This window comes from Nostocoides sp. (assembly GCF_037045025.1).
GTDB lineage: Bacteria > Actinomycetota > Actinomycetes > Actinomycetales > Dermatophilaceae > Nostocoides_A.
On sequence record NZ_JBAOHM010000011.1, the window covers coordinates 800,241 to 826,032 of the forward strand.

Here is a 25,792-nt window from a genome sequence, read left to right on the forward strand (position 1 = left end):
GTAGGGCCCGCAGCGCGCGCCGACAAGGTGCCTCCGCCACCGCGGTTAGTGCGCGCCTAGCCGGTGGGCGATCCGCGCGGCTTCCTGACGCCCGGAAACCTCCAGCTTGCGCAGGATGTTGCTGACGTGAACGCTGGCGGTCTTGACGCTGATGAACAGGTCGTCGGCGATTTCGCGGTTGGTTCGTCCGTCCGCGAGCTGTCCGAGAACCTCGAGTTCGCGCTCGGTGAGCTGGTATGCCGCAAGTGCCGCGGCAGGTGATGGTGCCGTCGGGCCCGGCGATTGCGTGACCAGGTCGATGCGATGCCAGCCAGCGAGTCGTTCGAGTTCGGCGGCGAGCACGGGCAGCCCGATCGACGTGGCCGCGCGGTGCGCCCGCCGCACGGCCGCGATCGCCTCACCGTCCACCCCGCGATCGGTGCGGGCCTCGGCCTCGCGCCAGGCGGCGTATGCGCTGTTGAGGGCGTGACCCAGCCGGGTCCACGCAGCGGCCGCGTCGGCCCAGGCCTCGGGCTGCGAGGCGAGGTCGATCCGACCGCGCTCGGCCACGGACCAGGCGCCCAGGGCCGCGTCCAGGGGGAGCCCGGTCGCCATGGCTGCCGCGCGGCCTTCCAGGTGCGCCCGGGCCGCCCGAATGTCCCTGCGGGAGGAGATGTCTCGGTGCAGTTCGGCACGATCGGCCAAGGCCCGCAGCCCCAGGCCGATCAGCATCCCGCCGCAGGGTTCGTCGCCGGTGCCGGCAATGAGGTCGAGGGCCTCACCCACGATGTCGTATGCCGATTCCGGCCGCCCCGCCCACAGCTCCACCTCCGCGGCCGCTTCGGCGGATGCCCGCCACCACGCCTCGGGAGCATTGGCCGCGGCGAGCAGCAGCCGGGCCTGCTCACAGCGATCCCGGGCGATGTCCAGCGCGCCGCGCGCCATCGCCAGCCGCCCGGCCTGCAGCAGGGCAGGAGCCGCCATAATCCCGCTCGGCTCCCGGCCGATCCTCCCGGCCAGGGCCGCGGCCGCGTCGTCGAGCCGGCCGGCGTTCACAAGCGCTTCGCAGGCATTGGCCTGGAGCAGCCCGCCGAACTGGGTTGCCAAACCATAACGAGTGACCACCGCCCTGCCCTCGGCGGCGACGCGCGCGACCTCGTCCAATCGGCCGGCTTGACCCAGCGAATGGGTGAGGTTGACATAGGCGAGGGCCAGGTCGTCCGCGCCGCCGAGTTCGGTGGCGATCCGAAGGGCCCCTTGCTGATGGCTGATGGCTCCGCTCACATCCCCCCGGAGCAAGGCAACCATGCCCAAGGCGTTTTCGACGATGCCTTCGGCTCGGCGGGCTCCGGCCGCCCGAGCGGCAGCCAACCCGAGGGTCGACCAGTGTTCGGCCTCGGCCAGGCGCGACCAGCCGGCGAGGAGCAGCGCCATACCGGCATAGACGCGGGCAGCCAGCGGCGAGTCACGTTGCGGGGGAAGGCCGTCCAGCGCCCGGGAGAGCCATTCCTCGGCCTCCTGACCGTGCCCGGCAAAGAAGTGGTAGGCGCCGAGCCGTTCGGCCAGCTCGGCATACGCGGGAGCGTCGCCGGGGGCGGCGAGAGCGTCCAGGGCGTGGCGAATCGCCGCATCCGTGGAGCCGGCCAGGTAGCTGGCTTGCGCCGCCTTGGCGAGCAACTCCCGACGTGCCTCGACCTGGCCGAGCTCGTCCGCGAGCGCGAGGGCCCGGTCGAAGGCCGCCGCCGCGTCGGTGAAGGCATACACCCGTTCCGCCGCCTCGCCGGCGGCGACCGACGCCGCCAGAGCCTGCGCTCGCTCGCCCGCTCCGAGCCAGTGCCGCGCGAGTTCACCGGGCACCGAGTCGGCTTGTGTCGCAAGAACCTCCGCGCAGCGGCGATGCAGCCGCGCGCGCTCGCTCGGCAGCAGGCTCGACCAGACGACCTCGCCAAAGGCGGGGTGGGCGAATCCCAGGGTCCCCCCGCTGCGGACGTCGAGCACGGCTTGCTCAAGCGAGGCATGCGCCGCGGCCTCGACGTCGGCTGCGGGCCAGGACAGGACGGCGGCCACGAGGTCGGTTGTGGCCGGCCTCCCCAGGGTGCTCACGACCGCAAGCAGCCGCAGCGCCGCAGGAGGCAGCCCGCTCACCCGGGCACCGAGCAGGTCCTGGAGCGTGACCGGTAGGGCATCCGTGGGTGCACCGGGGCGCAGGAGGTGCTCGATGAACAGGGGGTTGCCGGCCGACCGGGTCAGCGCTGCAGCCAAGCGGTCAGCGTCGACGGGCGCGCCTTGGGCGGACGCGACCCGCCGACCGAGTTCGCTCGCGTGCAGGGGATCCAAGCGCTCGACAGCGATCCGATCGGTGATCGGGAGCCGGCCGAGTTCCGCCAGCCAGGCCGCGACCGGGGTGCCCGCGACGATGTCGTGGTCGCGATAGGTCACCACAAGGAGGACGCGTTCCTGCAGCGCATTCGTCGCCAGGTAGCGAACCAGGTCGAGCGTGGACCGATCCGACCACTGCACGTCCTCGACGACGTAGAGGACCGGGGCGGCCGCGCCGAGCTTGTCGATCAGATCGAGCACCGACTGGAAGAGCGCCAGCTTGGTCGACGCGGTCGCGACGGCGTGGTCGAGATCGGCCGGGGAGGTTGCCCACCCGGGGATCAGCCGGGCCAACTCCGGGGAGCGGGCCACCTGCTGTCGTACGGTGCCGGTGTTTCCCAGCCGCCGCAGCGCCTGGATGAGCGGAGCGTAGGGAAGCGGATCCTCCACGACCGGCAGGCACGCGCCATACAGGACGGTCGTGCTCTGCCCGGCCGTGAGCGCCCGCACGAGCGCGGTCTTGCCCACCCCGGTCTCGCCGCCGACGAGGACGACCGACGGTTCGCCGGCGGCCGCCCGGGCGAGCGCCGCCCGCAGCAGAGCGAGTTCGGGCTCCCGGCCGACGAGGCCGCCCCGCCTCAGCTGCGCGCGATCGAGCACGCGTCCATGATGACCCGGCCAGCCGGCGGTTGTCTGGGAAATGGCGCTCTAAGGCACGCTGCGCCCGATCTGAGGTGGCCGCCTCATGTGCCGGCCGACGCCGGGCTCCTACCTTCAGCGGGTCAGCACAACTCACCTCTGAAAGGGAAACTGCAATGCCTACCAACGCACCACGAAAAGTCGCCGTATCGCTCGCCATCGCGGGCTCGACGCTCGTCGGCGTCGTCGGGCTGGCTCAGGCACCCGCGGGCGCCATCCAGATCCCCGGCACGCCGGGACGCGATGTCCACATCGGCGCCGACAACGACAACGCCAACAATGCGTTCATCCAACCGCCGGGCGTCACGGCGAAACAGCACATGGACAACACCGACGTGCTCTTCGGCCGCGGCGGCGACGACCTGCTGATCGGCCGGCTCGGCGGGGACACGCTGATCGGCAACGGTGGCAGCGACATCCTGGTCGGGGGCCCGGAGAACTTCGTGGCGCCCAACAGCGATGTGCTCCTCGGCGAGGAGGGCGACGACATCAACATCTGGGCTCCGGGCGACGGCAGCGACGCCTTCGTCGGGTTCACCGGTAGGGACACGATGATCTTTGCGCCGTTCACGCAGGTCGTGAACGGCACGCCCAAGCTCGAGAGCTACAACGGGCGGAAGATCCCGCGGGTCAAGATCGATGCCTCGCCGCAGTTCTCCTGCACGATCGTCAAGGTCCCGGCCAGCCAAAACCTCGGCTTCGACTTCCTTGTCCGGTTCAACGTCAACGGGGTTCCCGCCGTGACCGTGCGCCAGGAGGGCGTCGAGACCGTCTACTGCCCGAGCCCGCATGCCGGTCAGGCCCTGGTCGCCAACCTCACCGTGGCGAATCCGACCTTCTCATCGGTTGCCCTAAGCCACATCCCCGGCACGGTGGGCGCGATCCTCGCGCCCTCGCACTGAGCCGTCGCACGGAGGCCGGGATGACCGCCCGCCCGTCTTCGCCTCGGCGGCGCGCCGTCGTCATCGGCGCGAGCGTCGCGGGCCTGCTCTGCGCGGCCGCCGTGTCCCGGCATTTCGACGAGGTGCATGTCGTCGACCGGGACCGGCGCCCGCGGGGGCTCAGCGCGCGCGGCGGCGTGCCGCACGCGCGGCACAGCCACATCCTGCTGCATCCCGGCTGCGTGGCCGTCGAGGCCCTCCTGCCCGGCGCCATGGCCGGACTGCAGGCCGCCGGAGCGGCATACGGACCGGCCTCCTCGCGGCTCGTCATCCACCTCGGCGGCGGCCCGATCGACCTGCGCACCACCGACCTCGCCGTGCTCGCCCTCGGACGGGAAGCGCTGGAGGGTGAGCTGCGCCGCCAGACGCAGACGCTCCCGGGGATCACCTTCCACTGGCGCACGTCGGTGCTCGATGTCCGCCTCGACGGTGGGCGGCGCGTCGTGGGGGTGCGGGCAACCTCGCTCGATGACGGGCAGATCGCCGATCTCGAGGCCGATCTCGTCGTGGACGCCTCCGGGCGGACCTCGCATATCGTCGACACACTGGCGGGCTACGGCATCCCCGCGCCACCCGTCGACCGGGTCCGCGTCGACGGGTGGTATGTCACCCGCCGCTTCACCCTCTCGCCCGGGCGGGCGAGGCCGGAAGCGCTGGGGGAGTTGGCAACGATCATCCAGACCACTCCCGGCGTCCTGCGGCGGACGGCGGTGCTGTGCCGGGTCGATTCCCGCACCTGGTCGGTGTCGATGGCCGGCTACGGCGGCGAGCGGGCGCCGGCCGAACTCCCCGGGTTTCGCGACTTCGCGCAGGAGCTGTCGGGGCCGATCGTGCCCGTGCTCGCCGACCTGGTCCCGGACGGAGACCCGGTCGTCTTCCGCCTGCCCAACCTCGTGCGTCGCCGCTTCGATCGGCTCGACGATCCTCCGGCAGGCCTCGTGGTCGTCGGTGATGCCGTCTGCACCGTCGACGCGGCAGGTGGCATCGGGATGTCGCTGGCCGCCGTGCAGGCGCTTGCTCTCCGGGAGGCCCTGGAAGCGGTGCCGCTCCGGAAGGTCCCCCGGGAGGCCTACCGGCGCAGCGCCGGGACACTCGACCTGGCCTGGCGGGGTGCGCTCAGCCGGCATGTCCCGGCGACGGGGGACGGCGTCGTCATCGATCGCCACGTGCGCCAGGTGTTGGCGGCGGCCGAGCATGACCCCGTGCTCGGGTTGGCGTTCTCCCGCGTGGCTCACCTGCAAGCCGAGCCACACACCTTGCTCGCCCCGCCGCTCGCCCAGCGAGCGCTGGCGGCAGCCCCGTCCGCGTGACCCGCCCGGTCAGCGCCCGACGAGCGCGACCGACTCGCGGGCGATCTGCAACTCCTCGTTGGTCGGGACGACGTATGCCGCCACGCGCGACTGCGGGGCACTGAGCAGGCCTTCGCCCCGCGCTGCGGCGTTGGCCGACTCGTCGAGGACAACGCCGAGCACCCCGAGCGAGCCGAGGACCCGGGCGCGCAACAGCGGGCTGTGCTCGCCGATCCCCCCGGTGAAGGCGATCGCGTCCAGCCGGCCCATGACCGCGGCATACGCCCCAACGTATTTGATCAGCCGGTGGGTGACCACATCGATCGCGGCAGCGGCGGCGGCGTCACCGGCTTCCGCCCGCTCGGCGACGGTGCGGAAGTCGTTGACCCCGGTCAGGCCCTTGAGGCCGCTGTCCTTGTTCAGAGTCCGGTCGAGGTCCGCGGCCGCCATTCCCGTGGTGCGGGCCAGATGGAAGGGGATGGCCGGGTCGAGGTCACCGCAGCGGGTGCCCATGACCAGGCCCTCCAGCGGCGTCATCCCCATCGAGGTCTCGACGCTCTGCCCGTCCAGGACCGCGCAGGCGCTGCAGCCGTTGCCGAGGTGCAGGACGACGATCGCGATGTCGCTGCGCCCGACCAGGTCGGCAACCCGGCCGGAGACGTATTCGTGGGAGGTGCCGTGGAAGCCGTAGCGGCGCACGTCGTAGCGCTCCTGCCACTCCCGGGGAACGGCGTACGTATAGGCCGCCGGCGGCAGCGTGCGGTGGAAGGCGGTGTCGAAGATCGCGACGTGGGGAATGTCCGGGAAGTGCGCCATCGCGGCGCGGATCCCGACGATATTGGCCGGATTGTGCAGCGGCGCCAGCGGAGTCAGCTCCTCCAGGGTCGCCAGCACCTCGTCGTCGATGCGCGTGGCTTCGCGAAAGCGCGTGCCGCCGTGGACCACCCGATGCCCGACCGCCACCGGCGGGTCGGCGGCGAGGTCGGGGCCGTGCTCGGCGAAGGCGGCGTCGAGCTCGGCAAATGCGGCGCTCGTCATCCGGGATCGGCTTTTCGAGGTCGAAGCTCGACTCCCCGACCGGTATGCCGCAGCCGCCCGTTCGGCTCGCCGATCTGCTCGATCAGGCCCTTGGCCGCGACCGCTCCGCTGTCGGCGTCGACGAACTGGTACTTCAGCGAGGACGACCCGGCGTTGACGACCAGACACGCAGTGGCTCATCGGGCTAGCTCCTGCCTGGATCGCGGTGATCGCGATCGTGTTGACGATGTCGCGCACGAGCGCGCCGCGGGAGAGGTCGTTGACCGGCTCGGCGCAGACCCTGCAGCACCGGGCCGATCGCGACGCGCCCCGGCGGAGCGCTGGACGGCCTTGTAGGTGTTGTTGCCGGTGTTCAGGTCGGGGAAGACGAAGACGGTCGCCCGGCCGGCGACCGGAGAGCCCTTCAGCTTCGAGGCGGCGACATCGGGGTCGACGGCGGCGTCATACTGAATCGGGCCCTCGACGGGCAGCTCCGGTGCGCGCTCGCGCACGAGTTCGGTTGCGGCCCGGACCTTTTCGACGTCGGCGCCGGATCCGGAACTGCCCGTCGAATAGGACAGCATCGCCACGCGGGGCTCGACCCCGCGCGGCCGCCGTGCGCTATCTCGTCTCCCCGGATGCCGCCTTCATCACCGGCACGGTCCTGCCCGTGGACGGTGGCATCGCGATGCCGTAGCGGAGGCCGACCCATGACCGACCCCCGCTGGCCTGTCGTCCGCGCCTCGCTGGAGCGCCTGACGCCGCACTTCCAGGGAGTGCTGAGTGCCCTTGTCGCCTACCCCAGCGTCGTGGGCGACGAGCGTCCGGCCCAGCACTACCTCCGCGACGTCGTGGCGCGGACGCCGGCCTCGCGCCGGAGCTCTACGAGGTCGACCCGGCAGCGCTCCAGTCCGACTCCCGAGCGGGCCTGGCCGACCTTGGCCGCTCCCCCCGCCCGAACCTGGTGGCCACGCTCAAGGGCTCCGGCGGTGGCCGCTCCCTGGCCCTGTCGGGGCACGTGGACGTGGTGCCCATCGGCGAGCGCGGTGCGTGGAGCGGCGATCCGTTCAGCGGCCACGTCACCGACGGACGCCTGCACGGCCGCGGTGCGCTGGACATGAAGGGCGGGCTCGTGGCGGCGCTGCACGCCATCGCCGCACTCCGGGCGAGCGGAGTGCCGCTGCATGGCGACCTCGTGTTCGAGTCGGTCATCGAGGAGGAGGCGACCGGCAACGGCGCCCTGGCCGCCCGACTCCGCGGTCCCCACGTGGACGCCGCGATCATCCCGGAGCTCAGCGGGGAGGCGATGCTCGTCGCCACGCCCGGCGTGCTGTGGGCGGAGCTGACGACCACCGGCCGCTCCGGCGTATGTCGGCAAGGCGGCCGCCGCGGTCAACGCCATCGACGTGATGCTCGTCGTCCTCGATGGCCTCCGCTCGCTGCCGGACAGCCTCAATGCCGGCTTCCGCCACCCGGCCTACGCGGACAGCGCCGCGCCCCTGACGCTCAACGTCGGCACCATCAGCGGCGGCGACTGGCCGTCGTCGGTGCCGCCTGGCGTGCCGTGCCGGCATCCGCTTCTCGTTCCCCATCGGCTGGTCGATCACGGAGGCGCGAAGGCCTGCCCTCACGGACCGCCTCGCGGAGATCGCCGCCACGCACCCATGGCTGCGCGAGCACCCGCCCACGGTGCGATGGCACGGCTTCCAAGCGGAGGGCTGGGACGTGGATCCAGGCTCGCCGGTGGTCGCCACCCTGGCCGCCGCCATCACGGAGGAGACCCGCGGCCCTGCCGCCAGCGCACCCCTGTCGGGCACCGCGGACGCCCGCTTCTTCCGCGATGCGCGGCGATCCCTGCGGTCTACTACGGCCCGTCCGGCGAGGGCCAGCACGGCCCCGACGAATGGGTCGACCTCGCCAGCGTCGCCCGGGTCACCCGCGTCCTGGCCCGTGCCGCCCTCGCCTGGTGCAGCGAAGAAGCGCCCGGCTGATCGGTCAGGGCGCCCGGCGCTACGCGATGATCAGCTCGCCGCCGTGGATGTCGACGTTGGCGCCGGTGATGTAGACCGCCTCGTCGCTGACCAGGAACGCGATCAGCGCGGCCAGCTCCGACGGATCGGCGAAGCGCTTGAACGGGATCGACTGGCGCACCGCCTCCAGGCCCGCCTCATCGCGCGAGCCGCGGACCATCGGCGTGTCCACGATGCCCGGCGAGGTGCGCGTTGACCGTGATGCCGAAGCCCGCCCACTCGCGCGCCAGCGCCCGCGTCAGGCCCAGGACCCCGGCCTTGGCGGTCGTGTAGTGGGCGCCGCCCAGCGTGGACGTGGCGCGGCCGGCCATCGAGGCGAGGTTGCAGATGGCGCCCCGCCCCGCGGTCACCATGTACGGCTGGACCGCCTGGAGCACAGGAACGTGGAGGTCGAGGTTCGCGTCCACCACCAGGTGCCACTCGGCCGGGCTCGATGTCCACGACCTTGGTCGCCCCGCAGGATCCCCGCGTTGTTCACGAGGATGTCGATGCGCCCGCCGAACGCCTCGGCCGGCGCGCGCGGCCATCGCCGCGACCTCGTCGGCGTTCGTGACGTCGCAGCGCACCGCGATCGCCCGGCCGCCCGCCGCCGCGATCGCCGTCCGCCACGTGACGCGCGGCCGTCTCGTCGAGGTCCACCACGGCCACGGCCGCCCCCTCCGACGCCAGCCGCTCGGCCACCGACTGGCCGATGCCCCGCCCCGCGCCCGTCACCACGGCCACGCGCCCGTCGAACCGCTGCTGTCATACCCGTCCCTCGCCGGATCCGCCAGACCTTGCCTGCCACGCAACCGCAGCCCCGCACGGGAGGGGCATCGATGGCACCGTCCTCGTCACCGGCGCCGGCGGGCGCATCGGCCGGCACGTGACGCGCCGGTCGCTCGACGCCTCGGGACGGACGGTCCGGGCGCGCGCCGGTCATCCCGGACGACCCCGCCCGCGCCTGGCTCGCGGCGCAGCCCGGCGTGGAGCTCGCCGAGGGCCGCCGGCACGGACCCCGCGAGCCTCCGGGTCCGCGGGCGCGGCGGGCGTCACCGCGGGTCAATCCACCTCGCCGCCGCGCTCACCTCTCGCGGCGCGCGCGGCATCGACGACGAGTTCTTCGCCGCCAACGCCGCCGGCAACGTCCCACCTGCTGGCGGCGCTCCGGGACACCCGCACGACGCTCAGCGCGGTTCGTCTACATCAGCTCCGACGCCGGTCTACTGGGGGCGGCGCGGGCTCCGCGTACGCCCCCATCGACGAGGCCCACCCGCGCATCCCGGCGAGCGTCGACGGCGCCACCAAGGTGGCCGCGGAGGAGCTCTGCCTCACCTTCGGGCGGGCGTACGGCATCCCGGCCACGATCGTCCGCCCCAGCGCCACGGCGGATGCCGAAGGAGCCTCATCGACCCCGACGGCGTGTTCGGGAGCCGGATGTGGGCCCCACGCCGCGATCGCGGCGCATCGCCGCGCATCGCGCCCCCGGCGCCGCGGACCTGGGGCCGGCTCGCCGCCCTGCGCGCCGTCGACGACGGCGCGCCCCGCCTGTTCGTGGTCGCGGACCCCGAGGGCCGCACCGCCATCAGCACCCTGAACGACGCGCGGGACTGCGCCGCCGGCATCGTGCTCGCGCTCGACAACCCGCTGGCGGTGGTGGGGAGGCGTTCCTGACATTTCGGCCCCCAGGCCCCGCATGCGGGAGGCCGAGCTCATCGCCCACCTGGGCGGCCGCCTCGGCCTGCCCGTCGAGCACCGTCCCGATCGCGGGGGCCCGGCCCAGCTGGATCGTGGGCAGCGCCAAGGCCCGGCACCGTCCTCGGCTACCGCCCGTCCGGCACCTCGTCCTTCGACATGGTCGACGAAGCCCTCGCAGCACGGGGAGTACGCCGCACGACCGCGCCCACGACCCTCGACGAATCCGGCACGACGCGCCCGGAGCACCGGTCCTGGTGGAGCGAGCCGGAGCGCCTCGCGGACGTCGCCCGCGCCGAGCGGCTCGCCCGCGGCACGGCCACGCCCAGCGCGTCGGATCCGCCACCTCGCGGCTCGCCGCCGCGGCACCGACGTGGTCCGCTGCTCGCACCTGCGCCCGGACGGCGCGCTGGGGCGACCCGGCGAACGGCTTCGAGTACTACCGCGCGCCGTGGACGTTCGGTCTCGTGGGCGAGGTGGAGGCGGCGCACGCGGTGTGCGGCTTCATCCGGCGCAACCTGCGCACGCCGGACGGCCGCATCGACGGGCCGCTGCCGGTGCGTCCAGACCGACTGGTCCTACCGCGACGCGACGCTCATCATCGGCGCCCAGCAGATCGGCGAGTACGACCTGTCCATTGGCCTGTTCCCGGAGCTGCTGCGCTGGCGTACCCGGCGAGCGGGCGGCTTCGCCAATGACCGCGAGGCCGACGGCTCGATGTCGGACACGATGGCATCGCCGTACGCCTGCGGCGGGCGGCTTCGCGGCGCTCGCCGTGGGGCGGCGTGGACGTGGCGCTGCGGCGTCGCCGCGGTCCCGGATGCGCACCTGGAGGTCCAGGGAGCTCGACGGCCTAGACTCCGGCGACCGGACTGCCGATCCGCTTCCGCTGCTTCTGGTCGCGCGAGCGGCAGCGCCCGTACGAGCCGACCGACCCCGGCTTCGGCGCCGCACATGATCGTGGACAACACCGCCGACCGGCTCCAGCGCTGGGACGATCGGCGGCATCTCGCGCGGGCGTTCCTGTGCCGCCTCGCGCTGGCCACCGGCGAGTCGCGCTGGGTCGACCTCGCGCGGCGCTACCAGGCGTTCTCCATGGCGGCGACGCCGCGACCAGCGCAAGTACCCGGCTTCTGCAAGTCGAGCTGGGGCTCGTCGCTGCTCTACGAGCTGACCGGCGAGGACGTCCACCGCGACTGGACGATGGCCATGGGCGACTGGTACGTCGCGACGGCTAGCCCGGCTGGCTTCTGGCACCCCTGGCTGGAGCGCACCGACAGCGACCGCATCTGGATCACGCTGGAGTACGTGATGCACCTCGACACGCTCATCGCGGCGCTCGCGTCGCGCCCGTGACGGCGAGCGCCGGCCGGCGGGTCGGCCTGCTCGACTGGACAACAGCCTGCACCCGGGGTTCACGCTCGGGCCGTGGCTGCACGCGCTCGCCCGCGATGACCATGAGGCGGAGGCCGGCCGCCGCATTCGACGCGGCGCGTGCCGCCTACGAGGCGGGCTCGCTGCCCTACGACGCCTTCGCGCGCCTGGCGGAGGAGCTTTACACCGCGCTGGCCGATGGACGGGCGGCAGCCGAGCTGGAGACGCTCGCGGCGGGCCTGGTCGGGTCCGACCCGCTGCGCCCGGGGGGCGGCCGACCTGGTCGGGGCGCTGCTGGCCGGGGGTGTCCGACCGCTCCTGGTCTCTGGGGCGCCGATTGAGGTGCTGCAGGCCCACGCCCGGGTGCTGGGCATCGACCCGGCCGACGTCACCGGCTGGCTCCTGGCGCGGGACGGCGACCGGGTCGTCGGGCGGCTGGCGTCGGGCAACACGGCGCGCGGCGGCTCGAAGGCGGCGATCGTCGCGGACCTCGTGGCGAGCGGCGCGGATGTCGTGCTGGGCCTCGGCGATTTCGAGGCGGACCGGCCGCTCATCGAAGCGGCTCGCCTCCGGGCCTGGGTGGACCCGCGCGCCGGCGACGAGTCGCGTCGCGTCACCTGGACCGATGCCCGGACCGGAGCGACCGGCCTCGGCTCCCTGGCAGACCTCGCCGTGGTGGTCGCCGGGGCCGGCTGATCGGCCTTGCCCTCCACCGCCCGACGGCCTACAGTGGCCCGGCCGCGGGGCGCGGGACCCGCCGCGGCGGCCCGCAGGAGGCTGGCGAGATGCGCCGACGAGGCTCGTTCCTGGTGTGGCTCGTGCTGCTGGGGGTCATGGGCGCCCTGCCCGTGACACCGGCCAGCGCGGCCGGCGTCCGCTGGGGCAACACGCTCCGCAACGGCGACGGATCGGTCAAGCAGCCCCAGAACGCGCCCCGGGTGTGCGACTCCGGCGGTCCGCTCGCGGGTCAGCCCTGCACGATGGTATCGGTGCTTACGTCCAACACCGGGCACGAGAAGGCCCCCAAGGACGGCACGATCAAGCGCGTCCGCGTGGTGGCGGCCCACGCGGGCAGCTTCCGCCTGTTCTTCGCCAAGGCGAAGCCGGGCGCGAAGCAGGCGCGGATCGTCAAGCGGGGGCCCGTCATCAGCTTCGCCGGCGACGACACCGCGCCCTACACCATCGAGACGAAGGCCGTGAGCATCTCCGTGAAGAAGGGCTGGTACCTCGCGGCGCGGGCCTCGAGCTTCGAGACGGTGACCTGCTTCTCGGGGTCGCCTGCCCAGCTCGAGTTCCAGCCTCCCCTCGCGGTCGGCGCGCCGTTCGCGACCGCCGATGACACCAACGGGTGCTACCTGCTCGTCCAGCTCGAGTACGCCTGACCCACCCCCGGACCGCGGCCTCCGCGGCCTCCCTCAGGGGACGCGCCGCGGGACTGGACGCCCCGATCGGCGCGGTCTGCCACCACCGAGCCGTCCTCGGTGGCCAGCAGCCGGCCGCCCCAGCGCGCGCAGGCCTCCGGGGTCGCGGTGATGACTCGAGGGTGCCCGGGTCACGGCGAGCGCCGGCCCGCCCGGGATGCGCCAGCACGACCGTTCGCGCGTCGCCTCCATGCGCGCCGAGCCCGGGTCGCCCTCGACGATCGAGGCGACGTCGTCGGCGCCCGCGTGGACCGTGATGCCGCTGGAGCAGGACCGACGTGGCGCCCGGCTGCTCGTCGATGGCGTTGCGCAGGGGTCGACCGGCCGCTCCGTCTGGCCACGTCTCGCGGGTGTGGCGGGCGGGGGCCACGGCCTCCGCCGCGGGGCTCGGGGCCGCCAGGGCGTCCCGAGGCCGAGCGGGCGCTGCGCCCCGCCGCGCGCCGGCCGCACGGGCAGCGCCAGCGCGGGACGCAGCCGGTCCAGGAGCCGGAGCGCGCCCTGGGGTCGCCTCGGGCCAGACCATCGGCCAGCTCGTCGTGGACAGCGCCACCCGGATCCGGTGGCCCGGCAGGAACGCATACCCCACGTCGTCCAGGCGCAGCTCCAGGATCCCGTCCACGAGCCCCCGGATCGCCCGGCGCGCCCGCGTGGCGCACCGCGTACGAGACACGCGTGGAGCGCGCATCCGGCCAGACGTCGCACAGCCGCGCGACCACGAGCCCGGGCCGCTCGCCATCCGGGGATCGCCAGCCGTAGCACCGGCGCGCCCCAGCGATCCTCCAGCCGCTCGCGCCGAGCGGCGCGCTCTCGAAGCAGACCGAGCGGGCATCGTCCGTGCGCCTGGTCGCCCGGGCAGCTCCGGCCCCGCGCCCGCCCGTCCCGAACGGGCACCACTCACCCGCCGCCGCGCCCACGGTCTGCCCGGTCCGGACGTCGACGGCGGCGCCCCTCGCCGCGCGCGGTCTCGCCCGGCTTCCAGCCGTCCTGCCGTCCGCGAGGGCCCACCGCTCCGGTCGCGATCCGCGGCGTCGGCCAGGTCGCCTCGGCGACCCACGCGCCCGGGCGCGACGTCGTACAGCGGCTCGGGGCGGCAGGCCGTCCGGCCAGCCACGCCTGGCAGCGCGGGCCAGGCGTCCGACGCCGGTCGGGTCGTCGCTGCAGCCAGCGGTCCCACCAGCGCAGCGCGACCCCCAGGAAGTCGATGCCGGGGCCCGGTCCGGCCGCGTGCGGATAGCCGTGCGCCCACGGCCCCACGATGCCCGTGCACCGGGCTCGCACAGCCCCGCCAGCAGCCGCGGGATCGCGTTGGAGTACCCGCGCCCGTCCTGCCAGCCGCCCAGGGCGAGGACCGGGACCTGGGATGTCGGCGTACGCCTCGTTCACCGACCCGTGGCGCCAGTAGGCGTCGCGCTCCTGGTGCGTCCAGCCACGCGACCGACGGCCGGCGCGTCCGCGGCGAGGGCGATGCGCTCCAGCCGAGCGCTCGCGCCAGGCGGGCGCCGCTCACCGCGGGGTCGGGCGGCAGCGCCATCCAGCACAGGAACGTGGCGCCCCAGTCGAGCATGTCCGTGAGCAGCGCGCCGCCCCGCCAGTGCATGTCGTCCGCGAACCGGTCGTCGGTGGAGCAGGACGACACGATGGCGCCAAGGGCGGGCGGCCGAAGCGCCGCGACCTGGAGCGCGTTGAAGCCGCCCCAACTGTTGCCGAACATGCCCACGCGCCCCGTGCACCAGGGCTGGGCCGCGAGCCAGGCGATCAGGTCGGCGCCGTCCTGCAGTCTGGGCGAGGTACTCGTCGGGGATGAGCCCCTCGGAATTGCCGCTGCCCCGGATGTCCACGCGCAGGCTGGCGTACCCGTTCGCCGCGAACGCCGCGTGGATGCCCTCGTCGCGCAACGCGGTCAGGTCGCGCGTCCGGTAGGGGATGAGCTCCAGCAGCGCCGGGACGGGCCGCTCCGCCGACGCCCAGGCCGGACGCCAGAGGCGGCCCGCCAGCCGCGCCCCGTCCGGCATCGGAATCCAGACCGGTGCGGTCTCTTCGACGGGTTGGGGGAGTGCGCGGATCGCTCGGCGGGGGGTCGGACGGCGTCTTGTCATGGCGGCAGCATCGCAGACGCGTGCGCCGCCGCGTCGCCCGGGCGTGCGCCGGTCCGCCATCATGGGTACCCCAGCCGCAACAGGAGCCGAGCACCGTCTGATTCGTCATCGAGAACGTCCGCCTCATCGATGGCACCGCCGACCACGTGATGTCCGCCATGGACGTGGCCATCGATGGGGAGCGCATCAGCGCGGTGCGGCCGCACACGCCCGGTGCCGGCCCCGTGTTCCCGGAGGGCACCGTCATCGACGGCGCGGGCCTGACGCTGCTGCCCGGGTTCGTGGACTGCCACTCCCACTACCCCATCGACCCGCTCGTCGAGGATGGGTTCCTGCTCTACCGCCAGGAGCCCCTGGAGTCGTGGATTTATCCTGCGGGCCGCCCGCAGCGCGATGGCCGCCCTGCGCGCCGGCGTCACCACCTCGCGCAGCGGCGGCGCGCCCTCCAACACGGACGTCTAATCCTGCGCGACGCGATCGCGAACGGCGACATCCCGGGGCCGCGCCTGCTCGCGGCGGGGCCGGCGCTGACCATCACTGGCGGGCATGGCTGGCTGTTCGGGCGCGAGGCGGACGGGGAGCTGGAGCTGCGCCGCGCGGTGCGCATCAACGTGCGCGACGGCGCGGACCACATCAAGGCGGTGGCGAGCGAGGCGGCCATGCTCACGACCGCGGTGGCGGGCGTGGAGGAGCTGACCCAGCCCGAGATGGAGGCGATCGTGACCGAGGCGGCCCGCCTGCGCCGCCGGGTCATGGCGCACGCCCAGGGCAGCCAGTCGGTGATGAACGCCGCGCGCGCCGGGGTGGCCAGCGTGGAGCACGCGTTCCTCGCCGACGACCATGCCCTGGAGGTGCTCAAGGAGAGCGGCGCCACGCTGGTCCCCACGCTCACCGTGACCGACGTGTGGTCCAACCTCGAGGGCCGGACGCCCGACCAGGCGGCAGCGCCCAGGCGGCCCTGACGTAGCGGCTCCACCGCCGATCGGCGGAATCCGCCATCGCGATGGGCATCCCCATCGCCACGGGCACCGACTGCGGCGTCCGGGGCGTGCTCCCGGAGCACCTTGCGCGCGAGCTAACCCGCAATGTCCACGACCACGGCGCGACGCCCATGGCGGCCATCAAGGCCGGCACCAGCAACGGCGCCCGGCTGCTTGGCCTTGAGGCGGAGATCGGCACCGTGGAGGCCGGCAAGCTCGCCGACCTCGTGCTCGTCGAGGGCGATCCGCTGGTCGACCTGCGGCGCCTGGAGCGCCCGCGCATGGTCATCCAGGCGGGCAGGGTGGTCCACCCGATCCCTGCCTGAGCGCGACGAGTTCGAAGACGACCGCACCCCTTCGCAACCGTCCCTTCACCCTCGGGGGGCCACAATCCCGGGGTGGGCCGGCGCGGTTCGTCCGGCCGCGCGCCTCCTGCAACGAGGTGCTTCCATCGACCAAGCACCCGCTGGTCCCCTGCGCGGTCTCGCTCGTGGCCGCGCTCGATCGCCGCGGTGCTGGTGCTCACCAGCTCGCTGGCCATCACGGCCCAGACGCCCACCACCCCGACCGGCTCCGCCGGCGTCGGCGCCCCAACGCTCGGCGGCACCGTCGCCGAGGACGAGGGCCGCGACCCCCAGTCGCCCCCGGTCCTGTCCCCTGGGCACCTCGCTGGATGGCCTGAAGATCAAGGGTCCGCGCGCCGCGTTCGCGCCCGGCGAGTCCGCTACGTTCCGGCTCGCGCTCCCCGGCCCCGTCGGCCAGGCCTCGCTCGCCGTCCGCCTGTCCGGGCGCGTGGGCGAGCAGGATGCGCTCTGGGCCTACCCGGACCTTCCCGTCGATCCCGCCCTGGATATTGTCGCGGGCACGCTGCCGGTGCCGCCCCTCGGTGACTACACGCTGCAGGTGCTGCGCGGCCCGGATGTCATCGCGGAGACCGGCCTGTCGGTCAGGACGTGCCGCGCCTCGTGGCCCTGCTGACGGACCCCAACGGGTTCGTCGCGGACGACGGCGAGCGCGTCGCCGCGGCCGGCAAGCGGTACGAGGACGCCACGGGCGGCGGCTGGCGGCGGAACGTGCTCATCGACACCACCGACGGCCGCTCCATCGACGACTGGGCCGCGGACCTGTGGGCGGTGAACGGCGACCAGGAGCGCGACGCGATGCTCATCGCGTCGGAGGCGGAGGTGGAGGCCGCGGTCCTCGTGGGCAGCCAGGCGGGCCGCACGATCCTGCCCGACGGTGTTCGTGAGCATCGAGGACGACGCGTCGCTGGCGCTCTCCGAGGGCCGGTACGCGGAATGATCGACGGCGTCGCGGACGGCCTCGTGGTGGCCCACCAGGAGGGCCCCGAGTCGAGCCCCACCCCGAAAAGCCCGAGCACCGCCAAGCCCACCCCGTCGACCGTCAAGGTCCCCGACTTCCTGGGCAGGACGAAGGACGAGGCGACGCTCCTCGCGGCGCGCCGCGGGCTGGAGGTCAGCTTCACCAACCGCCGCACCAGCGAGGCGCCGCGCGGCACGGTCATCGAGCAGGGTCGCCGGCCGGCAAGCAGCTCGAGATGGGCGAGACCGTGGCGCTCGTCCTGGCCACCGCGCCCCAGACCGTCAAGGTCCCGGACGTCACCTGGTGACCGCGAGGCGGACGCCGTCTCGGCGCTCATCGACGCCGGCCTGGAGCCGGGCACCAAGACCACCCGCACCAGCGACTCCATCGCGAAGGGCCGCATCATGCGCACCGACCCGAAGGCCGGCACGCAAGTGGACCCCAGCACGGTCGACTACGTCGTGTCGCGCGGCCCCAGCGCCCAGCCCACCGAGCCGCCGCAGCCGACCCCGACGCCCAGCCAGGTTGAGGTGCCCCGGCTGCGCGGCCTGACCGTCGACGAGGCGACCGCCGCGCTCGAGGACATCAACCTGCGGCTGGGCCAGGTCGCACCACCACGAGCCCCGTCATCGCGGCGGGCAAAGGTCGTGCGCACCGACCCGGTGTCGGGCACGATCGTCAAGCCTCGCGCGAAGATCGACCTGCTCGTGTCCACGGGTCCCGCTGTCGCCGAGGCGACGCCCCAGCCGCAGCAGACGCCGCGCCCCACGCCGCGTCCGACCCCGAAGCCCACCCTCAAAGCCCACGCCCAAGCCGACGCCCAGGCCCACCGCGAAGCCGGCGCCGTCCGCGGCTCCGTCGGACGCTCCGGCGGCCGACCACCTCGGGCGCATCCTGGCCGCGGGCGTCCTGCGCGTGAACGTCGCGGACGAGGACGGCGGCTGGTCCTGGGTCGGGCCGACCGGCGGACGCGGCGGCTACGACATCTCGGTCGCTCGCAATCTCGCCAAGCAGCTCGGCGTCAAGGTCCGCTTCACGGACGTGCCCCTCGCCGAGGTGCGCGCGGGCGGCTGGGATGACCGGTTCGACGTCGCCATCTCGCGGGTCCGCCATCCAGGCGCCCGACCCGTCGCTGCTGTCGTTCTTGCGGCCGTATGGCTTCGACCCGCAGCAGCTCGCGGTGACCGTGGAATTGGGGCTGACGAGCGTCGAGGAGCTGGCCGGCCAGTCCATCTGCACCACCGACGGCGACACCGGCCTGGCCTGGCTCGAGGGCACGCTGGCGCTCGTCGATCCGACCCTGCCGCCCGCCGAGCCGCCCAAGGACGCCGCCGCGCTGCCGGTCGCCACGGACGAGGACTGCGTCGCCCAGGCCGCCGCAGGCGGCGCCCCGTTCGCAGGCTGGCTGGCGTCCCTGCCGACCATCGATGGCGCCATCGGGGATGGCACCCGGGTGACCACCGTCGGCGATCCCGTCGTGTGGGCGCCGGTCGGCGTCGCGTTCGATGCCAAGGCCGCGGACGACGACGCGTCGCTCATCCAGGCGGTCGATACGGCGCTGACCTCGCTCACCGACGACGGGACCCTCGCCAAGCAGTCGATCCGCTTCCTGGGCTATGACCTCACGGTTGTGCCCGAGGACGGCGTGCCCGTCCCCGCGGCCTCCGCCGCGCCCTGATCACCGGGGCTGGGACCGACGCCCCGTTCCCGCGCCGCCTCCGGGCCGCGCCGGCGTCAGCCGGCGCGGCCTGCGACCGTCTCGATGGGTTCGAACGAGCGCTCGATGGCGCGCCGGATGTCCGGCAGCACCACGTCGAGCAGCGCCTGGGGGACCGCGTCGGCGACGTCCGCCGCCCCCGAGCCGATGAGCAGCGCGCGGATGTCGGCCAGCTGGGCCATCGCCCACGCGACCGGGTCGGCCGTCAGGTGCGGGTTGAGATGGCGCTCCCCCACGTCGCCGTCCTCAAGGCCGGGTGGTAGTGAAGACTTCGGCCCGTCGGGACCCGTGAACAGGTCGGCCCGCCAGATGCCCTCGCTCACGGGCAGCACCCGGAACCCCGCGACACCCGGGTTGGTCCCGGCACCGGTTCCGGCTCGACGCGCCGGATCTTCCACCCGCGAGCCGATCTCGGTCTCGTGCCGATCTGCTCCCAGTAGCCCACCGTGATGACGACGGGCCCGAAGACCCAGGCGTGCAGCAGCGTTCCTCCGGCCATGGTTCCTCCGTGCGTGGAGCCGCGGCCGTCAGCCGGCCGGGGCGGGGGCTTCCCGGGCGACCGGGACGAGCGTGGCGGGATCGATCGCGGCGCGCGCCTCATCCACGAAGTGGGGCAGGCGGTGCGATGGCCCGGCGTCGCCGGGTCGGGGTGCAGCCAGGACCGGCTCCTCAGGGCCGCGCAGCGCGCCGGGTTGTCCGAGGCGTTCCCGCAGCCAGCAGCGCGTGTGGAACCGGCAGCCGCTGGGTGGGTCGGCGGGGGAGGGGATGTCGCCCTTGAGGATCGATCCGCTGGCGCCGCCGCTCGAGGCGCCGCGGCACCGGGACCGCGGACAGCAGCGCGACGCGTGTACGGGATGGCTGCGGCGCGCGCGTACAGCTGTCGCGGTCGTCGCCAGCTCCACGAGCTTGCCCGAGGTACATCACGGCGACCCGGTGCGCAGATGTGCCGGACCACGGCGAGGTTGTGCGCCACGAACGAGGTAGGTCAGGCCGGAGCTCCTGCCTGGAGCTCCTCCAGCAGGTTGAGGACCTGCGCCTGGATCGACACGTCGAGCGCCGAGATGGGCTCGTCGCACACGATCAGCGTCGGGCTCGCACGCGCGAGCGCCCGGGCGATGCCGATGCGCTGCCGCTGGCCGCCGCTGAACTCGTGCGGGATAGCGCGCCGCGTAGCTCGCGGCGTCGAGGCCCACCGCGTCGCAGCAGCTCGCCGACGCGCGCCTTGCGGTCCGACGCCGCGTCGCCGAGGCCGTGGATGACGCAGCGGCTCGCCCACGATGCGCGCCGACGGTCATGCGCGGGTTGAGCGACGAGATAGGGATCCTGGAACACCATCTGGAACCGGCGTCGCGGCGTCTTGCGCAGGGCGCTCGCCCTTGAGCGCGGCGATCTCGGTGCCCGTCGAAGCGGATGCGAGCCCGCGGTGGGGTCGAGCAGGCGCACGATGGCACGCCCCAGTGGTGGTCTTGCCCGACCCCGACTCGCCCACGAGGCCCAGGGTCTCGGACCGCCGACCTCGAGGCTGACCCCATCGACGCGCGGACGACCTTCCCGCTCCGGCCGACGCCCGATGCCGCCCGGCAGCGCGAACAGCACCTGGAGGTCCCGGACGACGACCAGCGGCTGCCCGCCGGACGCATCCGTCGCTGCGCCAGGTCCCCGGCGCGCGCGCCAGCGCGCCGCGTCGGTCCGCGCCGCTCCCCGCGCCGCGGTCCCGCGGCCGTCGGCAGCGCGTCCCCATGGTCCGGATCGGGCGTCTCGATGTGGCGCGACCAGCGGCCGCCCGATGAGATCCGCGCCACCCACGTCCTGGTGCCGCGTCGCGCAGGTCGACCTCGTGCGACAGGTCGCCGCCCTCGCCCCCGGTCCCGCGCTTCGCCGGCCGGCCGCGGCGCCGCCCGGAAGCCTCGGTGCGCGCAGCGGCCGGCCCGCGAGCGACCTCGCTCGGGCGTGGCCGGGGTCGTGGCAGGCCAGCGCGATGCGCGTCGCCCGGTCGGCGCCGTCGCCACGACCGCCGCGCCCTCGTCCAGCGGCACGAGCGCCGGGTTCTCGCTCGCAGCAGCGCGGCAGCCGCCACGGCGCAGCGCGGCGCGAAGGGGCAGCCCACGGGCGGCCGAGCTCGTGCTCCGGCGGCGACGCCCTCGATGGGACGCGAGCCGCGGCCGTGCGTGCCGCGTCGATGCGCGAGATGGAGCGCAGCAGCCCCACGGTGTAGGGGTGGCGGGGCGCCGCGAGCAGCTCATCGGTCGGTGGCGGTCTCCACGACGCGCCCGGCGTACATCACGGCACACCCGCTGGGTCATGTCCGGCGACCACGCCCAGGTCGTGCGTGATGAGCAGCACCGCCGATGCCGCGCTCGCCGTGCGAGGTCGCGCAGCAGGTCCAGCATCTGCGCCTGGATGGTCACGTCCAGCGCCGTCGTGGGCTCGTCCGCGATGAGCAGCTCGGGCTCGCAGCGCGAGCGCCATCGCGATCATCACGCGCTGGCGCATGCCGCCGCTCAGCTGGTGCGGGTACGCCTTCAATGCGCCGCTCCGCGTCGGCGATGCCCACCATGCTCGAGCAGCTCCGCGGCGCGTGTCCGCGCCTGCGGCCTTCGTCCATGCCCAGGTGCTCCGCGCATCCCCTCGGCCATCTGGCTGCCGATGGTGAGCACCGGGTTGAGGCTCGTGAGCGGGTCCTGGAAGATCATCGCGATGCGCTCGGACCGCGGACCTGACGAGCATCTCCGTCCGGGGCCAGGTCGAGCAGCGAGCGCCCGTCGAACACGATCCGGCCGCCCTCGATGCGCCCGGCGGGCTGGCGGCAGCAGGCGCGTGATGGCGCAGGCTCGTGACGCTCTTGCCGCGAGCCCGATTCGCCCACGAGGCCCACGATCTCGCCCGCGCTCGAGGTCGTAGGTCGATGCCGCGCACGGCGCGTCACGACACCCGAGCCGGTCCGGAACGTCGACGACGCAGGTCGCGCACGGCCAGCAGGGGCGTGCGCTGCCGGCGGCCGTGCGCGCCGGGGGCGGGGCCGTGCCACGCGCCACGGCTGGCGCCCGGGGGTCGAGCTGCGCCGCGCAGCCCGTCGCCCACGAGGTTGCACGCGACATGCACCGATGAGCGCGATCACGACGCCCGCCGACCAGCCGTCCAGGGCTGGATCTGGCAGCATCCGCGGGTGCGCCGCCGCGGAGACCATCGACCGCCCAGGCTCGGGGTCGGGCGGCTGGACGCCCAGGCCCAGGAACGAGAGCGCCGCGATGTCCAGCAGGATCGCGCTCGCCACGCCGAAGGTGGCGACGACCGTGAGCGGCCCGAAGATGTTGGGGATCAGGTGGCGGCCCCCGACCATCGCGCGCTCCCGGACCCCGATGACCCGGGACGCGGTCACGAACTCCGCCTCGCGCAGGGACAGCAGCTGGCCGCGTCACGAGACGCGCGGTCTGGGGCCAGAAGACGAGGCCGATGACCGCGATCACCGCCCCCAGGCTCTTGCCCACGACGGACACGAACACGATGATCAACAGCAGCGGCGGGATCGACAGGATGATGTCCGTGAACCGCATCAGCACCTGGTCCGCGATGCCCCCGAAGGCGCCCGCGATGAGCCCCACCGCGGTGCCGATGGTCACGAACACGACCACCGCACCCAGGCCGGCGATGAGTGACACCCGTGTGCCGTGCACCACGCGCGCGAAGATGTCGCGGCCGGACAGGTCGCCACCCAGGATGTGGTTGGCGCTCGGAGGCATGCCCAGGTTGTCGTAGTCGGGCTTGATGGGATCCAGGGTCATGATCATCGGCAGGAACGCCGGCGACCAGGATGATGACCGTCAGCGTGATGAGGCCGATCATGGCGAGGCGATGGCGCACGGAAGCGGCGCGACCGCCATGCGCAGCAGCCCCTCGTGCTCCCCGGCGGCGACCTGGGCGGCGTCCTGCGGCGGCGGCGCGACCGGGGCAGCGGGGCGGTCATCGCGCCCACCTCAGCGTCCACGGTCGTAGCGGATGCGCGGATCGGCGATGGCGTAGGCGAGGTCGGCGACGATCGAGGCGAGCCAGCACGGCGATGCCCACGATGAGCACGACGCCCATCATCATCGCCGGGTCGCCGGCCTTGGCGGCCTTCACGGAGAGCTGGCCCAGGCCCGGGCCAGTTGAACACCGTCTCGGTGACCACGGCGCCCGGCGATGAGCTCCGGGCATCAGGAACGCAAGCACGGTGATGACCGGGATGAGCGCGTTGCGCAGGCCGTGGCGGACGACCACGACGCGACTGGGCAGGCCCTTGGAGCTTCGCGGTCGTGATGTAGTCGGCGCCCAGCGCCTCCACGCATGCTCGCTCGCGTGTAGCGCATCAGCAGCGCCGCGTTGACGAGACCCCAGGATGAGCGCGGGCAGCACGAAGTGGGAGAGCCGGTCGAGGAGGTCGTTCTCCTTGCCGATCGTCACCAGCTCGCCCACGGGCAGCCAGGTCCAGCTCCACGCCGAAGATGTAGATGGCGACCAGGCCCAGCACGAACGTGGGGGTGCTGATGAGCAGCACCGTCGAGCGCCGAGAGCAGCGTAGTCCAGCCTTGCCGTACTGGTGGACCGCGGACAGGATGCCCGCCGGCAGCCCGAAGGCGAGCGCCGACGAGCGCGGCGAGGGATCATCAGGAGCAGGCTGGCGCCCGATGCCGCGAGGCGATCTCCGATCGCCGATCGAGTCGGCCGGTGCTGATGGCGTAGCCCAGGTCGCCGTGGAGGACGCCGTCGAGCCACTTGAGGTACTGGACCGGCAGCGGCTGATCCAGGCCGTACTGGCGGCGCATCGCCTCGATGGCTGCTCCGGGATGCGCTGACATCCGGGCGAAGGTCTCGGGGTCCATGCGCGCGGTGAGCGGGTCGCCCGGGCGTGCATCTTGATGACCACGAAGGCGAGGATCGTGATGCCCAGCAGGACCGGGATCGCGATCAGGATCCGCCGGATGAAATAGGCGCCCATCAGCCGGGGCCCGCGGTGGCGGAGGCTGATGGGCGCCATGGTATCGCGTGGTCAGATCGCGATCAGGAGGCCGGTCCGAGCGTCCAGGTCTCGACGTTCATGAACGACTCGCGCTCGTTGAGGTGGACCTGCGAAGCCGCCGCCAAGCGTCCTTGGTGGAGACCATGACCAGGTTCGGAGCGTACAGGTGGACCATTGGCAGGATCCGCGTTCAGGATGCAGCGCCAGCTCGTGGTACATCTCGTCACGCTTGGCGTCGTCGGGCTCGGCGCGGGCGCCGTTCCACAGCTCGAAGATCCGCGGGTTGGTGTAGTTCGAGTTCGCCGAGGTCGGGCGTCGCCGCTGGTGGCTGTAGTACTGCTGCGAGCGGTCGGGCGAGAGCGCCTCGCTGCCGCCGACCGTGATCGAGCCGCCCCAGGCTTGCTGCGGTCCTGTCATCGATAGTCGACGTAGGCCTGACGCGCCGTCGGCCGGCGCGAGCTGCGGCATTGATGCCGGCTGCGGTCAGGTCCGCCTGGATGAGCGGCATGATGGCCGACGGCATCCGGGAAGCCCTGGAGTCGTAGACGATCGTGAACGGCTCGCCGTCGTAGCCGCGCCGTCGCTTGAGCAGCTCGGCGGCCTTGGCGGGGTCGTAGTCGTACTTGTTGATGTCGTCGTAGACCGTGAAGCCCGGGTGGTTGTAGAGGACCTGGGCGCGGCCCTTGTAGAACTGGTCGACGATGGCCTGCTTGTTGATGGCGTAGGCGACCGCCTGGCGAACCTCCGGCCTTGTCCCAGGGCGCGGTGTCCGTGTTCATGATGATGCGCACGATGCCCGGGTTCGGGGCGGAGATGACGTTGAGGTTCTCGTTGGCCGCCAGGCGGTCGAACTCGGCCGGGGGCACGCGGAAGGCGAGGTCAAGGTCGCCCGACTCGATCTGGGCGATGGCCAGCGTCGGGTCGGAGAACAGCTTGAACACGATCCGGTCGATGCTCGGGCGCGCCCTTGAAGTAGTCCGGGTTCGCCTCGACCTGGACCTCCTGGTCGGGGGTGAAGCTGGTCAGCTTGTAGGGGCCGGTGCCGACGGTCACGCCGGGGGTGCCGACGGTGAACGGCACGGTCTCGATGTCCGTCGCGGTCGGCGTCCTTGAGGATGTGCTGCGGGCAGGATGACGTTCGCCATGTCGGACAGGCCGGCGAGGAACGTCGAGTTCGGCGCGTCCAGCGTGAGCTTGACGGTGTTGTCGTCGATCACCTCGACGCCCGCGACGCTGGCCGGTGCCGGGGGTGATGGTGCCGTCGGCGCCGAGCGTGCCGGCGACGTCCTTGGCGCCCGTGATGGCGCCCCACTTGGGCAGGAAGCCCTTGTAGACCGGGGCGTAGTCGCGCCCGTTCGTCGACGGTTGAGTTGTTGGCGAACCAGTCGATGGTGAAGGCGACGTCGTTGGCGGTGAACGGCGTCGCCGTCATGCCACGTCACGCCCGGGTGCAGGTTGAACGTGTACTCGGGTGCCGTCCGGCGAGACCTCCCAGGAGTCGGCGAGGTCCGGGACCACCGTCCGGGAGTCCGCGTCGACCTTCACCAGCGTGTTGAAGATCGTGTTCCACCACTGGAACTGGTTGCCGGTCTGGAACTCCACCGGGTGGAAGAAGTTGAACCAGTCGGCCAGCCGCGCCACGCGCAGCACGGACCCCGAGTCCTGGGCGCTGGCGCGCGCCGAGCCGTGAGCGTCGCGAGCATCAGCGTCGCGACGAAGCACCGCAAGCCTGCGGATCCGCATGCCGTCCCTCCTCTATCGGGGACCACCGCCCGGCGACTGTCCACCGGCGCCGGGGACGGACAGCACTAGCACCCCCGGGAACGGCTCCGGCGCCGATTCCAGCGGCTGCTGGAACCCCGGTTCAGGCGCGGCGCAGGACCTGCCCCGCGAGCGTGCCGGTGGCCGCGACCGTGCGCGCGCCACGACGGTCCCGT

At 73.4% G+C, this 25,792-nt stretch carries 30 protein-coding genes and 6 pseudogenes; 16 read left to right on the forward strand and 20 right to left on the reverse strand.

The genetic code is table 11. The features are described from left to right. Window positions 1-45: 45 nt before the first annotated feature. Complete coding sequence (locus V9G19_RS14965) at window positions 46-2,958, reverse strand: helix-turn-helix transcriptional regulator (RefSeq protein ID WP_462286192.1); 2,913 nt, start codon at window positions 2,956-2,958, stop codon at window positions 46-48. 155 nt (window positions 2,959-3,113) lie between these two features. Here V9G19_RS14965 and V9G19_RS14970 point away from each other — a divergent pair, with 155 nt between their 5' ends. Next, entirely contained in the window at window positions 3,114-3,899 is a 786-nt protein-coding gene (locus tag V9G19_RS14970; RefSeq protein ID WP_462286193.1) for a hypothetical protein, read from the forward strand. 20 nt (window positions 3,900-3,919) lie between these two features. Next, window positions 3,920-5,248: an FAD-dependent oxidoreductase gene (locus V9G19_RS14975; protein ID WP_462286194.1), complete on the forward strand. Its 1,329-nt coding sequence runs from the start codon at window positions 3,920-3,922 to the stop codon at window positions 5,246-5,248. A gap of 9 nt (window positions 5,249-5,257) precedes the next feature. Here V9G19_RS14975 and V9G19_RS14980 read toward each other — a convergent pair whose 3' ends face one another. Genes V9G19_RS14980 through V9G19_RS14990 form a run of 3 tightly spaced genes read right to left on the reverse strand, consistent with a single transcriptional unit; the run spans window position 5,258 to window position 6,828 of the window. Then, window positions 5,258-6,265 carry an acetate/propionate family kinase gene (locus tag V9G19_RS14980; RefSeq protein ID WP_462286195.1) on the reverse strand — a complete coding sequence of 336 codons (1,008 nt, stop codon included), beginning with the start codon at window positions 6,263-6,265 and terminating at the stop codon, window positions 5,258-5,260. Next, a complete protein-coding gene (locus tag V9G19_RS14985; RefSeq protein ID WP_462286255.1) occupies window positions 6,262-6,429 on the reverse strand; it encodes a hypothetical protein in 168 nt (55 codons plus the stop codon). The genes V9G19_RS14980 and V9G19_RS14985 overlap by 4 nt, the downstream gene beginning before the upstream one ends. Window positions 6,430-6,441: 12 nt before the next feature. Next, complete coding sequence (locus V9G19_RS14990; RefSeq protein ID WP_462286256.1) at window positions 6,442-6,828, reverse strand: phosphate acyltransferase; 387 nt, start codon at window positions 6,826-6,828, stop codon at window positions 6,442-6,444. Window positions 6,829-7,271: 443 nt separating this feature from the next. On the opposite strand from V9G19_RS14990, the pseudogene V9G19_RS14995 reads away from it, so the two are divergent. Both V9G19_RS14995 and V9G19_RS15000 read left to right on the forward strand, forming a co-directional pair. After that, a pseudogene (locus V9G19_RS14995) lies at window positions 7,272-7,478 on the forward strand (M20/M25/M40 family metallo-hydrolase); the annotation flags it as partial. A 175-nt stretch (window positions 7,479-7,653) separates the two neighbouring features. Further along, window positions 7,654-8,235: a hypothetical protein gene (locus tag V9G19_RS15000; RefSeq protein WP_462286257.1), complete on the forward strand. Its 582-nt coding sequence runs from the start codon at window positions 7,654-7,656 to the stop codon at window positions 8,233-8,235. A 19-nt stretch (window positions 8,236-8,254) separates the two neighbouring features. On the opposite strand, the gene V9G19_RS15005 is transcribed toward V9G19_RS15000, so the two are convergent. From V9G19_RS15005 to V9G19_RS15015, 3 genes are read right to left on the reverse strand one after another with little or no spacing between them, the layout of a single operon-like run. Then, window positions 8,255-8,434: an SDR family oxidoreductase gene (locus V9G19_RS15005; protein ID WP_462286196.1), complete on the reverse strand. Its 180-nt coding sequence runs from the start codon at window positions 8,432-8,434 to the stop codon at window positions 8,255-8,257. Next, on the reverse strand, window positions 8,412-8,840 hold the full coding sequence (locus V9G19_RS15010) for an SDR family NAD(P)-dependent oxidoreductase (RefSeq protein WP_462286197.1): 429 nt from the start codon (window positions 8,838-8,840) through the stop codon (window positions 8,412-8,414). Before V9G19_RS15010 ends, V9G19_RS15005 begins: the two co-directional genes overlap by 23 nt. Continuing rightward, window positions 8,749-8,997, reverse strand: a complete 249-nt coding sequence (locus V9G19_RS15015) for an SDR family NAD(P)-dependent oxidoreductase (protein WP_462286198.1) — start codon at window positions 8,995-8,997, stop codon at window positions 8,749-8,751. Before V9G19_RS15015 ends, V9G19_RS15010 begins: the two co-directional genes overlap by 92 nt. 693 nt (window positions 8,998-9,690) lie before the next feature. On the opposite strand from V9G19_RS15015, the gene V9G19_RS15020 reads away from it, so the two are divergent. The 5 genes from V9G19_RS15020 to V9G19_RS15040 all read left to right on the forward strand — a co-directional run bounded on the left by V9G19_RS15020 (window position 9,691) and on the right by V9G19_RS15040 (window position 12,704). Beyond that, window positions 9,691-9,927, forward strand: coding sequence for a hypothetical protein (locus V9G19_RS15020; RefSeq protein WP_462286199.1), 237 nt, complete (start codon window positions 9,691-9,693; stop codon window positions 9,925-9,927). Window positions 9,928-10,902: 975 nt separating this feature from the next. Continuing rightward, on the forward strand, window positions 10,903-11,304 hold the full coding sequence (locus V9G19_RS15025) for a hypothetical protein (protein ID WP_462286200.1): 402 nt from the start codon (window positions 10,903-10,905) through the stop codon (window positions 11,302-11,304). Between the two features lie 101 nt (window positions 11,305-11,405). Beyond that, window positions 11,406-11,663, forward strand: coding sequence for a hypothetical protein (locus V9G19_RS15030; RefSeq protein ID WP_462286201.1), 258 nt, complete (start codon window positions 11,406-11,408; stop codon window positions 11,661-11,663). 1 nt (window position 11,664) lies between these two features. Further along, window positions 11,665-12,018, forward strand: coding sequence for a hypothetical protein (locus V9G19_RS15035; RefSeq protein WP_462286202.1), 354 nt, complete (start codon window positions 11,665-11,667; stop codon window positions 12,016-12,018). An 89-nt stretch (window positions 12,019-12,107) separates the two neighbouring features. Continuing rightward, on the forward strand, window positions 12,108-12,704 hold the full coding sequence (locus V9G19_RS15040) for a hypothetical protein (RefSeq protein WP_462286203.1): 597 nt from the start codon (window positions 12,108-12,110) through the stop codon (window positions 12,702-12,704). A gap of 1,606 nt (window positions 12,705-14,310) precedes the next feature. On the opposite strand, the pseudogene V9G19_RS15045 reads toward V9G19_RS15040, so the two are convergent. Both V9G19_RS15045 and V9G19_RS15050 read right to left on the reverse strand, forming a co-directional pair. After that, window positions 14,311-14,559 (reverse strand): annotated as a pseudogene (locus V9G19_RS15045) (CocE/NonD family hydrolase); the annotation flags it as partial. Then, window positions 14,546-14,902, reverse strand: a pseudogene (locus V9G19_RS15050) (CocE/NonD family hydrolase); the annotation flags it as partial. The pseudogenes V9G19_RS15045 and V9G19_RS15050, both read right to left, overlap by 14 nt. 86 nt (window positions 14,903-14,988) lie before the next feature. Here V9G19_RS15050 and V9G19_RS15055 point away from each other — a divergent pair. From V9G19_RS15055 to V9G19_RS15075, 5 genes and pseudogenes are all read left to right on the forward strand, one after another. After that, window positions 14,989-15,801 (forward strand): amidohydrolase family protein, encoded by an 813-nt coding sequence (locus V9G19_RS15055; protein ID WP_462286204.1) that lies wholly within the window; start codon window positions 14,989-14,991, stop codon window positions 15,799-15,801. Between the two features lie 23 nt (window positions 15,802-15,824). Continuing rightward, a pseudogene (locus V9G19_RS15060) lies at window positions 15,825-16,145 on the forward strand (amidohydrolase family protein); the annotation flags it as partial. Between the two features lie 466 nt (window positions 16,146-16,611). Beyond that, window positions 16,612-16,797 (forward strand): hypothetical protein, encoded by a 186-nt coding sequence (locus V9G19_RS15065; RefSeq protein WP_462286205.1) that lies wholly within the window; start codon window positions 16,612-16,614, stop codon window positions 16,795-16,797. Further along, window positions 16,773-18,221, forward strand: coding sequence for a PASTA domain-containing protein (locus V9G19_RS15070; RefSeq protein WP_462286206.1), 1,449 nt, complete (start codon window positions 16,773-16,775; stop codon window positions 18,219-18,221). The genes V9G19_RS15065 and V9G19_RS15070 overlap by 25 nt, the downstream gene beginning before the upstream one ends. Beyond that, window positions 18,218-18,820, forward strand: a complete 603-nt coding sequence (locus tag V9G19_RS15075) for a hypothetical protein (RefSeq protein WP_462286207.1) — start codon at window positions 18,218-18,220, stop codon at window positions 18,818-18,820. The genes V9G19_RS15070 and V9G19_RS15075 overlap by 4 nt, the downstream gene beginning before the upstream one ends. Window positions 18,821-18,876: 56 nt before the next feature. Here the strand turns inward: V9G19_RS15075 and V9G19_RS15080 are convergent, their stop codons facing one another. From V9G19_RS15080 to V9G19_RS15095, 4 genes are all read right to left on the reverse strand, one after another. Continuing rightward, window positions 18,877-19,182: a hypothetical protein gene (locus V9G19_RS15080; protein WP_462286208.1), complete on the reverse strand. Its 306-nt coding sequence runs from the start codon at window positions 19,180-19,182 to the stop codon at window positions 18,877-18,879. Next, window positions 19,179-19,358 carry a hypothetical protein gene (locus V9G19_RS15085; RefSeq protein WP_462286209.1) on the reverse strand — a complete coding sequence of 60 codons (180 nt, stop codon included), beginning with the start codon at window positions 19,356-19,358 and terminating at the stop codon, window positions 19,179-19,181. The genes V9G19_RS15080 and V9G19_RS15085 overlap by 4 nt, the downstream gene beginning before the upstream one ends. Before the next feature lie 486 nt (window positions 19,359-19,844). Further along, window positions 19,845-20,135, reverse strand: coding sequence for an ATP-binding cassette domain-containing protein (locus V9G19_RS15090; protein ID WP_462286210.1), 291 nt, complete (start codon window positions 20,133-20,135; stop codon window positions 19,845-19,847). A 1,246-nt stretch (window positions 20,136-21,381) separates the two neighbouring features. Next, on the reverse strand, window positions 21,382-22,413 hold the full coding sequence (locus V9G19_RS15095) for a hypothetical protein (protein WP_462286258.1): 1,032 nt from the start codon (window positions 22,411-22,413) through the stop codon (window positions 21,382-21,384). Here V9G19_RS15095 and V9G19_RS15100 point away from each other — a divergent pair. After that, the gene (locus tag V9G19_RS15100) at window positions 22,313-22,615 is read left to right on the forward strand and encodes a hypothetical protein (protein WP_462286266.1); all 303 of its coding nucleotides are present in this window, start codon (window positions 22,313-22,315) and stop codon (window positions 22,613-22,615) included. The two genes, V9G19_RS15095 and V9G19_RS15100, sit on opposite strands and share 101 nt — an antisense overlap. A 204-nt stretch (window positions 22,616-22,819) precedes the next feature. On the opposite strand, the gene V9G19_RS15105 is transcribed toward V9G19_RS15100, so the two are convergent. The 7 genes and pseudogenes from V9G19_RS15105 to V9G19_RS15135 all read right to left on the reverse strand — a co-directional run bounded on the left by V9G19_RS15105 (window position 22,820) and on the right by V9G19_RS15135 (window position 25,598). Beyond that, window positions 22,820-23,311, reverse strand: coding sequence for a hypothetical protein (locus V9G19_RS15105; protein ID WP_462286211.1), 492 nt, complete (start codon window positions 23,309-23,311; stop codon window positions 22,820-22,822). A 191-nt stretch (window positions 23,312-23,502) separates the two neighbouring features. After that, window positions 23,503-23,718, reverse strand: coding sequence for a hypothetical protein (locus V9G19_RS15110; protein ID WP_462286212.1), 216 nt, complete (start codon window positions 23,716-23,718; stop codon window positions 23,503-23,505). Window positions 23,719-23,885: 167 nt separating this feature from the next. Then, entirely contained in the window at window positions 23,886-24,272 is a 387-nt protein-coding gene (locus tag V9G19_RS15115) for a hypothetical protein (protein WP_462286213.1), read from the reverse strand. 43 nt (window positions 24,273-24,315) lie between these two features. Next, window positions 24,316-24,591: pseudogene (locus V9G19_RS15120) on the reverse strand (ABC transporter substrate-binding protein); the annotation flags it as partial. Window positions 24,592-24,664: 73 nt separating this feature from the next. After that, a pseudogene (locus V9G19_RS15125) lies at window positions 24,665-24,935 on the reverse strand (ABC transporter substrate-binding protein); the annotation flags it as partial. After that, window positions 24,905-25,297: a hypothetical protein gene (locus V9G19_RS15130; RefSeq protein ID WP_462286214.1), complete on the reverse strand. Its 393-nt coding sequence runs from the start codon at window positions 25,295-25,297 to the stop codon at window positions 24,905-24,907. The pseudogene V9G19_RS15125 and the gene V9G19_RS15130, both read right to left, overlap by 31 nt. Then, entirely contained in the window at window positions 25,284-25,598 is a 315-nt protein-coding gene (locus tag V9G19_RS15135; protein ID WP_462286215.1) for a hypothetical protein, read from the reverse strand. The genes V9G19_RS15130 and V9G19_RS15135 overlap by 14 nt, the downstream gene beginning before the upstream one ends. Between V9G19_RS15135 and V9G19_RS15140 the strand changes: the two genes are divergently transcribed. Then, window positions 25,597-25,792 (forward strand): hypothetical protein (locus V9G19_RS15140; RefSeq protein ID WP_462286216.1); only part of this gene is annotated, 196 nt, incomplete at its 3' end. The genes V9G19_RS15135 and V9G19_RS15140 overlap by 2 nt on opposite strands.